General features: G+C 47.1%; 7 protein-coding genes and 2 pseudogenes. 2 read left to right on the top strand and 7 right to left on the bottom strand.

Translation table 11 applies throughout. The features are described from left to right. From RMO52_RS21480 to RMO52_RS21465, 4 genes and pseudogenes are all read right to left on the bottom strand, one after another. A pseudogene (locus tag RMO52_RS21480) lies at positions 1 to 823 on the bottom strand (hypothetical protein); the annotation flags it as partial. Continuing rightward, on the bottom strand, positions 709 to 2,034 hold the full coding sequence (locus RMO52_RS21475; protein ID WP_310418377.1) for a hypothetical protein: 1,326 nt from the start codon (positions 2,032 to 2,034) through the stop codon (positions 709 to 711). The gene RMO52_RS21475 and the pseudogene RMO52_RS21480, both read right to left, overlap by 115 nt. Positions 2,035 to 2,297: 263 nt before the next feature. Continuing rightward, positions 2,298 to 3,071, bottom strand: a complete 774-nt coding sequence (locus tag RMO52_RS21470) for an HIRAN domain-containing protein (RefSeq protein ID WP_309742149.1) — start codon at positions 3,069 to 3,071, stop codon at positions 2,298 to 2,300. Then, complete coding sequence (locus RMO52_RS21465; protein WP_310418374.1) at positions 3,068 to 3,580, bottom strand: hypothetical protein; 513 nt, start codon at positions 3,578 to 3,580, stop codon at positions 3,068 to 3,070. Before RMO52_RS21465 ends, RMO52_RS21470 begins: the two co-directional genes overlap by 4 nt. A gap of 147 nt (positions 3,581 to 3,727) precedes the next feature. Here RMO52_RS21465 and RMO52_RS21460 point away from each other — a divergent pair, with 147 nt between their 5' ends. Further along, on the top strand, positions 3,728 to 4,084 hold the full coding sequence (locus RMO52_RS21460) for a type II toxin-antitoxin system RelE/ParE family toxin (RefSeq protein WP_309742151.1): 357 nt from the start codon (positions 3,728 to 3,730) through the stop codon (positions 4,082 to 4,084). Continuing rightward, on the top strand, positions 4,074 to 4,367 hold the full coding sequence (locus RMO52_RS21455; RefSeq protein WP_309742152.1) for a helix-turn-helix transcriptional regulator: 294 nt from the start codon (positions 4,074 to 4,076) through the stop codon (positions 4,365 to 4,367). Before RMO52_RS21460 ends, RMO52_RS21455 begins: the two co-directional genes overlap by 11 nt. Positions 4,368 to 4,534: 167 nt before the next feature. Here the strand turns inward: RMO52_RS21455 and RMO52_RS21450 are convergent, their stop codons facing one another. From RMO52_RS21450 to RMO52_RS21440, 3 genes and pseudogenes are all read right to left on the bottom strand, one after another. Then, positions 4,535 to 5,620: a type IIL restriction-modification enzyme MmeI gene (locus RMO52_RS21450; RefSeq protein WP_310418370.1), complete on the bottom strand. Its 1,086-nt coding sequence runs from the start codon at positions 5,618 to 5,620 to the stop codon at positions 4,535 to 4,537. A gap of 173 nt (positions 5,621 to 5,793) precedes the next feature. Continuing rightward, on the bottom strand, positions 5,794 to 6,057 hold the full coding sequence (locus RMO52_RS21445; protein WP_310418367.1) for a DUF5615 family PIN-like protein: 264 nt from the start codon (positions 6,055 to 6,057) through the stop codon (positions 5,794 to 5,796). Positions 6,058 to 6,161: 104 nt separating this feature from the next. Further along, positions 6,162 to 7,520: pseudogene (locus tag RMO52_RS21440) on the bottom strand (group II intron reverse transcriptase); the annotation flags it as partial. Positions 7,521 to 7,651 lie beyond the last annotated feature (131 nt).

Below are 7,651 nucleotides of genomic sequence, written 5' to 3'. Positions count from 1 at the left end.
GCAAGATGCCGTAGCCATACTTATCGCTAGCATAAACTCGCTCTTTAATCGCACTGGCTGAATAGCCACACTCTAGAGATACAGTGGTGATGAGCAGATGCGAGAGGGAGTGGAGCATGACGTAGGGTAGCCCTGGAAAGGGAAAATCTTCATCTTTGCGTCCCGTTCTGGCTAACCAGATATGATGACCATTTAAGAGTTCTTTACCGCGCTGTTTGACAGCTTCGGTTTCTTTCCAGGTATCGATCGCGGCTGGATTGAAGGAAATAAATACCCCTTCACCTTTATTTTCGATCGCTGGAAACCAACGTGGCTCGGCGGCAAGAGCGGCAGATTGGACGTTGAGATTTAGTTCGCCATCGATGTCGGCATAACTTGGCTCGAAGCGTGTAAAGCCTACTTGAGCGACGACTTCACGCAATCGATGGACTAAGACAATGCGTTCGCATAGCGTCTCCCGTGGAGAATCGATCCGCTCTTTCAAAGTTGGTAATAATTCAGTCAGCGGGCGATTGCAGGCATAAAAATCACTTTCTGGCGTATCATTTCCAATCACCTGACTGGTATTAACTCGCGAGGTTAATTCTAGTGGATCGTCGGCAATCTTGCGATCGGCAAACCAGCCAATTGCTTCTGTCTCGCGCTTCCTGTCGCTATATGCTTCTAAAAGCGATCGCACCTCATCCTCAACAATCCGCCGACTACCGCCTAGTTCCCGCAGCCTGCCGTAGGCACAGCCTCTCCCCTTGGAGAATCGAGCGTTGTTGGTTGAGCGATGCCGACTAGGTTCATTAATAGGAACGCTAGCTGAAATGGTCGCCATGTGGGGGCTTTCACCTTCACATCTACTGGAGATAGATCGGTATTGTGAATACTCCGCTGGCGAAGGGCGATGGAACTCGATCGATTTGCCATCCGAAAAGTTGTCAAAACATCAGGCTCGTCTAAAGCTTGCAAGCCAGCAGCGATCCGCTGATTGACGATGGTGGCGCGGCGCAGCAGTTCCGCCGCAGTTTCCGCACGGGAAGAATCGGCAAGTTGGATCGTCGATTGCTGTGCGATCCAATCGGTGTAAACTTGCACCATCGGACTAATGAGAGTGCGAATCGATTCAGCCGTCTCAGCATCAGCGATCTTTTCCATCCCCAGTTCGACGGTGGGTAAGTCGGTAGCAATTACCTTTTCAACTTCGGCTGTGGGAATCCAGGCGGTACAGATCTGAGTGCAATGGCTCCGAGCGTCGGGAAAGGCTAGAGCCGACACATTATGCCCGCAAGCAAATTCATAATCATCGCGATATTGTAAGTCGGCAATCCGCTCATCGTCATCTTCAATTTGTCGATCGCGCAAATCGGGGCGAGGAATGAAACCATCGCGATTGTGGATGGTGAGTTGAGCCTGAAAAATGAAACCTGTATCTTTCTCACAATCAGGTTTAGGGCGACGATGGTTGATGAGAAAGATCGAAATTGCTCTAGTGCCAGCAGGTAGCTTGGTAGTGCCGTTAACGGGACGATTGGAGATGGCGAGTTTAAGTCCGTCGCTATGGGGAACGTCGAGAGTAATGGGCTTGGGAGAGTCGGTAAGAGTAACGCTCAGACGCTGTAATTGTCGCTGACGTTGCCATCTGTCGGTTTTCGCTTTATTTTCGCTCTTGCCGTCTGATTTAAGGGGTAGATAGTCGCCCCAATATACTTCTAGATCCACACTGGTAGTCTTGTCACCAATCAGGAAGCTAAGTCCGATCGATGAAGGAAAGAGAGCCTTTCTCGCGGATGCAGTTTCCGGTGTATTTTCGTCTTCACTGGATCTACTTGTGGGAGCGTCTAATTCGAGTCCTTCGTCGGCAGTATCACCGCTCCGATCTTGGACGCTGGCTTCATAGGGCACCAAAAATCCGGTCAGATACCATTTGCTCGGAGCTTGGGAGATGATTTCAGATTGGTAATGGTCGTCAGCAGTGGCATCGGGGCCAACGAGATCGAGGCTGAGGGCTTCAACGAGTTTTTGGCGAACGGCTGCTGATGTGGTCATGTAGCGAGGTTGTAGAGCATTCCTCCGTATTATTCCCTAGAATGGTGCGGTATCCACCGTGAAGTTTGAGATTAAGCCCCCCAGCCCCCAATTCTGGGGGAGCAATTTTCTGGAAGTCCCCCAGAATTGGGGGATTTAGCGGATGCAATCACGCGGAGGTTCCCTCTGCATGTGTTGCACCAAGCAGCGACTCGCGCTCTGGAGGAAACCTCCAGATTGAGCGAGACAAGACAGGGGGCTATCCTCACTAGAGAATCGTGTTTTTAGCAGCATTCAGCTAGTGTAGGTGCAGGGACGATCGATTGATATTCATCGCCAGAGAATGGCTGAAATTCCTGTGTCCATTTGGCGGTTAGTTTGCACAGCAATCGAAATTGGAGTGGCGTTGGTGCCGGATTGACTTTTTCGACTACTACTTTCACTGCTTGGGGCTGTTTGCCAACTAGTTGGAAAAAGTCTTTGACCAAATAGCGCGGACAGAAACCAATATTGTGTAGATCGATCGTCCGCAGCATTAAGGCGTTAGCATCATACTCATTTTGAATGTCGTGCATCAGCATTAATTCTTCACCAATGGTACATTCGGCTGCCCGCTGTTGGGCGGATGCGGGATAGTGTCTGAGTCCGTGGGTGAAAAAGTGAATTTCGTATTCTCCAGCGACGTTGCGCTCTGGCATTGAGAAGACTTCTAGGCTGTCGGTGACTCGTTTTCCGCCACTACGACCGAGGAGGGTAATCGGATCGACAGAGGCAGGATTGCCGTTTGAGTCGAGATTTAGCCAGTCGATGAATTCTGGATATTCGGGGCGCGATTTATTGAGGAGACGGTTGGCGAATGGCCAGAAAAGTTCGATCGAGGTGTATGTTTGATAGAAGTCTGGGAATGCTAACAAGGGACGAAAATTAGCTTGTTCTTGGGCTTGGAGTGCGCCCTGAATATAGACAAAACAATATCTCTGACCATCATGAGTCAGTTTGCCAATTGGGAACCAGGCACGGGAAACGGCATTTTGCCAAGTGAGGAAAAGAGTTTTCATGGTAATTCCTCTTGAAGAGCTAGTAATCGATCTTTGTTAAATGCCAGAATCCCAGCGGCAAACTCTTTGGCTGATGGAGACATTCGATCTGCGGGGACTCTGGCTAATAAGCTTTCGACCCACTCTGATGATATGCCAGAGAGTTGTATTAACCAAGCTCTAGCGGCTTGGGGATAGGATTTAGCGGCAGTTTGAAACGTCGCTAGAGTTGTTAAAGGTTTGCTATCACTTGCTTGGGCATAAAAAGCTGAGTAGTTCTTCTTTAAGTATGCCCCAACGGTTTTATTCTGGAGACGTTCTTGCCGTTTGGCATCTGATAATTCTCGTCCCAGGCTGGAAGCATGGTCGTAGGTAGGTGCGAGATGGATGGTTCGATCGATCGTGCTGACTAGCCCCCAGTTTTCATGGTGCCTGTCCCCATTGCCAATCCAAGCATCGAGTAGCAAGTAACCAACAAAAGTATCGACAGCACTCGATCTTGATGTTGGTGGTTTCCAGTTTAGGGGCATCTGAGTATTATTGATAATAATTGCTTGGAACACTACATCTAACGTATGTTGAGAGACGTTGTATATTTCCTGACGCGGATAGCTAGAGACAATTTTTCGTTGGTGTAGCCTTGCCGGATCGTACCATTTTTGATACGATGTGAGTTAATGGACGAAAAAATATTGCCTGCGTGTTTTTATCAAAATAGTCTTGGTAGTGAGCCTGTCAGGGATTGGGTGAAAGACTTAGACAAAGAAGACCGCCTCGTTATTGGTTCTGATATCAAAACTGTTGAGTTCGGATGGCCGATTGGGATGCCTACTTGCAAACCAGTGGGGAAAGGCTTGTATGAGGTGAGATCTAATTTATCGAGTAATCGCATTGCTCGTGTCATCTTCTGTATCTACGATGGACGGATGGTGCTGTTACACGCATTTATCAAGAAAACTCAGAAGACACCCAAACAAGATCTTGAATTAGCTCTAGACCGCAAATCAAAATTAGAGGCAACAAATGACAAATAATAATCCCCATATCGGTTCTTCTTTCGATGACTTTTTGGATGAGGAAAATTTACTAGTTGAAGCTAATGAAATTGCAATAAAAAGAGTAATTGCTTGGCAATTGCAGCAGGAAATTGAATCTAAACACATGACTAAAACTAGTGTCGCTAAGGCAATGGGTACTAGCCGCGCTGCTGTAGATCGGTTATTAGATCCAGACAATACTTCAGTAACTCTTAATACGCTGAGTAAAGCCGCTCGAATTCTTGGTAAGAGAATCGAGATCGAGCTTGTAGAAGCATAAAGATCCGAAAAGAATCAATAACTGGAAATTCATCCGTCATAGTTAACTTCGTCAATGGTAATGCGCCCCCTAAATCCCCCAAGTTTGGGGGACTTTCCGATCGGGGTTCCCCAGCATTGAGTGACTGCCGATCCGGTTCCCCCAGCATTTGGGGCTAGGGGGCACTTCTAAAACATATCCAACTGCTCAACATCCGGCGGAATCAGATTGAGCTGCTTCTCCATCGTCACACCCTTGAGCTTCTTCGTCGCACCTTTCGCTTTGGGCTTTTTAGCCTTCTTCTCAGCCTGCTTACCACCCAAAATTTCCGCTTCATGACGTTGCTGATTGAGTTCTAGCAGACGGGCGAGGACTTCATCGTGGGTGGCTTCTGGCCAGCGGTATCGCCAGGGCTTTTTGCGCTGACGCTTGCCTTCTGTGGGCTGGGTGTCTGATGGTTCTTCGTCTTCATAGTCGAGGCGGAATTCGCAGGTGGTAGAGATGTCTGTCCAACCGTAGGCGGCGAGGACGGCAGTGTCCATTTGGGTGTGGAGTTGGCGCAGTTTGAGGATGTCTGCATCGTCTTCTTCTGGGTCGTGGAATCGGTTGTAGGTGGCGGTGAGTCCTTGGTCATTGCGAATCATCAGGGCGGCGCGGAATTCGTAGTATTCTTGCCCAATCGATTCTAGTTCGTGGTTGGTTTCCCAGTTTTCGGGGAAGGGAAATGTTTCAAAACAATCGGAGGGAGTGTAACGGAGGTGATCTTTCATTGATGAGCCGAAGAACCGTGCCCAAAGTTCGTGAATTCGAGATTGGATTGTGCAAAAAGCAGGATATTGATTGAGAGCAAAGACTACCAGAGCTTCTGAGAAAACAATATTTGATGGCATAAGAGCCACTGACCATTGTGGTTGATGACGCGCAACAACTAAAGCCCAATCGAGTGATTCGATCGCCCTATTCATCTCAGATCGAGGTCTTAGAAACTGCCACCATTTTTCTTGCCCACCTCGATCTTTTTGCTTCATCCGTTCAGACTTAAATTTCTCTTCGACAATCGCCATTAAATCCGACCACTCACGGGCTTCTTCCTGGCTCATCTCACCAAAATTAATCGCATATCGATCGTGAGCATGAGTAGGACTAGAATTCACTTCTTCACCGCCAATGTAGGGAAAGATTCGCTCTTGGTTGCGAGGATATTGTTCGATTAATTGGTGCATTTCAGCAATAGGAGTTGCATCGAAATTGCTATCATCAAATGTGAATCCCATTCCCAGGACATAGCTACCAATAAAACTTTTCCCCTCATTAGCAATCAGCTTTTGAGGATCGTTATTACCGCCAGCATGAAATAGAAAAGCGGTGATTTTCTCGACAGGTTTACCATCGAGTAAGATCGGAACATTTCTCAGAAAATCTTTTAGTTCGGCTGGCTGGAGCCGATTTAATTTTGCTTAAGAACTCGGAATAACCGATTTTCAAGTGTAGCCTGCACACTTAATTTCTCATGAATTATCTGAGCTTGGTGTAGACGATCGCGATCGTCCTTACAAATAACAATGCCTTTATGTTCGATCCCACTGCGGTGTAAGACAATGAAGTCATTACGGTTAAACGTGATAATGCAACGATTGTCTGCTGTTGCTGTTTCAAGAACCTGTTCATCAGGAATCCGTTGATTGGCATTACCTGCCTCATAAGAAGTCAATACGTCATGACCTAACCGGTAGAGTCGAGAGAGGCTATTAAGCCTCGTCCCTCTCTGTTAGATCCGTACGTGAAAGTTTCCCCTCATACGGCTCCCGATATTCTTTAACTTATGTTATTGCTCATGTGGAGATAATCATGACAAGATTCATGAATTGCTTTTAGATTCTTGTCTTTGAAGTTATCGTGATTTCCATCTGCATGGTGCAGATGTATTTTCTCTTCTCCTACGAACTTAAGTCCGCAGGATGCACATGAATGGTGTTGCCGTTTTAGGGCTTTAGAGGTTGCTCCGTCGTAGAGCTTGCTGTTACGTTCGCTCCAGTAGATTATGTCTCCGTCGTAAGGTGATTTGCTTCCTTTGACGTTGACATGTCTGTTTTCGGAGTAAGGAACTGATGGAAATGCCTTATCCAGTAATATTTTACTGGTATAGCGGTTCTGTCTCTTTTCCTTGTTAAATACCGTGTATGCCCGCTTTTCGATGAAGTATAGGGAGTTTCTCGACCCGTCCATCTTGCAGTATTTGTGATATTGTCTCCAGCCTCTAACCACTGGGGCTAAATTCATAGCCTTGATTGTGGCTCCATAATTCGAGTTTTTGACGATTGTTTTTACCTTCTTACGGAGTGCTTTGAAGTTTTCCACTGAAGGAACGCTTCTAAACTTGCCGTTTTTCTGGACTTTGAAGTGCCAGCCGAGGAAGTCAAAACCATCTGTCGTAGCCGTTACTTTGGTTTTACGCTCACTGACTTTCATCCCTCGTTTCGCTAGGAATTCACTAATTCGGTTAAGTATTGCCTCTGCATCATCTTTGGGTTGGAGGATTATTACCATGTCATCCGCGGATCGGATGGATGGTTCTATCCAGCTTCCATTGGTACTTTTGTATCTATGAAGGCTTTCAATTCCATTGAGCGCAATGTTGGCAAGCAGTGGACTGACCACCCCACCTTGCGGTGTTCCTTGGTCGGGAAATCCTACGTTTGTGCCAGCTTTTAGACAGCGGAAGATACCGAGTTTGAGTCTTGCTGGAGCGATTAGATTATCCATGATTGCAGAGTGATTAATCCGGTCGAAACATGCCTCGATATCTAATTCGATTACTCGTTTATCGATACCCTTGCATCGAGAACATAGGTTGTTGAACAGTGTTTTCTGCGCGTCGTGCGCCGAACGTCCTGGTCGAAACCCGTAGCTCCGTGCATGAAAAGTTGCTTCGTGTGCAGGTTCGAGAGCATATTTTGCGAGGCATTGCCAAGCTCGGTCTGCGATTGTGGGCACCTTAAGCATCCGAATGGTTCCGTCTTTTTTAGGGATAGGAATTTCTCTTAGCCCTTCATGCTTCCAATTGTTCTGGTGTTGTGTTAGCTCTTTAGCTAGTGCAAATCTTTGCTCAACTGTGAGGGATTTTTTGCCATCAACACCAGCCGTCTTTTTACCAGCATTTAGCTGCGTTACTGATACTGTTGGCGAATTCAAAAATCGATCGAGTGGGCTGGCGATTGCGAACCGCTGGAGCAGGTCGCGCGCTTTCGATGTGCCATTTTTTCAAAATGAGAACGGCGAGTTTGAGCCAGAGGAATCTCTTCGAG

This window comes from Chamaesiphon sp. OTE_8_metabat_110, from assembly GCF_031382685.1.
Lineage (GTDB): Bacteria > Cyanobacteriota > Cyanobacteriia > Cyanobacteriales > Chamaesiphonaceae > Chamaesiphon.
Note: the sequence above shows the minus strand (reverse complement) of the source record. Positions and strands in the feature narration are given on the sequence as shown.

Bases quoted from the DNA above. Each gene is read 5' to 3' on its own strand.
- RMO52_RS21475 (WP_310418377.1), bottom strand. From the start codon at position 2,034: ATGACCACATCAGCAGCCGTTCGCCAAAAACTCGTTGAAGCCCTCAGC.
- RMO52_RS21470 (WP_309742149.1), bottom strand. From the start codon at position 3,071: ATGAAAACTCTTTTCCTCACTTGGCAAAATGCCGTTTCCCGTGCCTGG.
- RMO52_RS21465 (WP_310418374.1), bottom strand. From the start codon at position 3,580: ATGCCCCTAAACTGGAAACCACCAACATCAAGATCGAGTGCTGTCGAT.
- RMO52_RS21460 (WP_309742151.1), top strand. From the start codon at position 3,728: ATGGACGAAAAAATATTGCCTGCGTGTTTTTATCAAAATAGTCTTGGT.
- RMO52_RS21455 (WP_309742152.1), top strand. From the start codon at position 4,074: ATGACAAATAATAATCCCCATATCGGTTCTTCTTTCGATGACTTTTTG.
- RMO52_RS21450 (WP_310418370.1), bottom strand. From the start codon at position 5,620: ATGGGATTCACATTTGATGATAGCAATTTCGATGCAACTCCTATTGCT.